Genomic DNA, 848 nt, shown 5'->3' with positions numbered 1-848 from the left:
CCTCGACTACCACGGCACGATGGACGCCTACTGGGCCGCCAAACGCCAGCTGTTCTCGTGGCCGGGGTTGCGCGCCGCGGTGCTGAACGTCGACGACGAGCAGGGCGCGTCGCTGGTCGGCGAGCTGGCCGGCGGCGGGCTCGACCTGTGGACCTACAGCACGCGCGACGTGGCCCGGCTGCGCGCGCAGGACATCCACTACGCCGACGGCGGCCTCGCCTTCACGCTGCGCGAGGGCGACGAGGCCGTCGACGTGCACAGCCGGCTGATCGGCGACTACAACGTGTCGAACCTGCTGGCGGTGATCGGCGGGTTGCGGGCGCTGGGCCTCGCGCTGGCCGACATCGTCGCGGTCGTGCCCGAGCTGAGCGCGGTGCCGGGGCGCATGGAGCGCGTCGACGCCGAACCGACCCAGCCGGTGGTGGTGGTCGACTATGCGCACACGCCGGATGCGCTGGAGAAGGCGCTGTACGCACTGCGCCCGTTCGCACGCGAACGCGGCGGCCTGCTGTGGGTGGTGTTCGGCTGCGGCGGCAACCGCGATGCGACCAAGCGCCCGCTGATGGGCGGCATCGCCGAGCGGCTGGCCGACCGCATCGTCGTCACCAGCGACAACCCGCGCAACGAGGCGCCGGCGCAGATCCTGCGCGAGATCGTCGAGGGCATGGCCAGTTCGCTGAACGCGACGGTGCTCGAAGACCGGCGCGCCGCGATCGCGCACGCGCTGCACCACGCCGGCGGGCGCGACGTGGTGCTGATTGCCGGCAAGGGCCACGAGGCCGAGCAGGAGATTGCCGGCGTCAAGCACCCGTTCTCCGACGTGCTGGAGGCGCAGGCGATGCTGGCGG

1 protein-coding gene is annotated in these 848 nt (G+C 72.5%); it reads left to right on the top strand.

The window, feature by feature from the left end:
* A partial coding sequence (locus AC1D15_RS35015; protein ID WP_477829701.1) for a Mur ligase family protein occupies positions 1-848 on the top strand: 848 nt, incomplete at both ends.

It is taken from the genome of Rhizobacter sp. P2_H2 (assembly GCF_056403375.1).
This window is presented reverse-complemented; position numbering and strand designations above follow the sequence as displayed.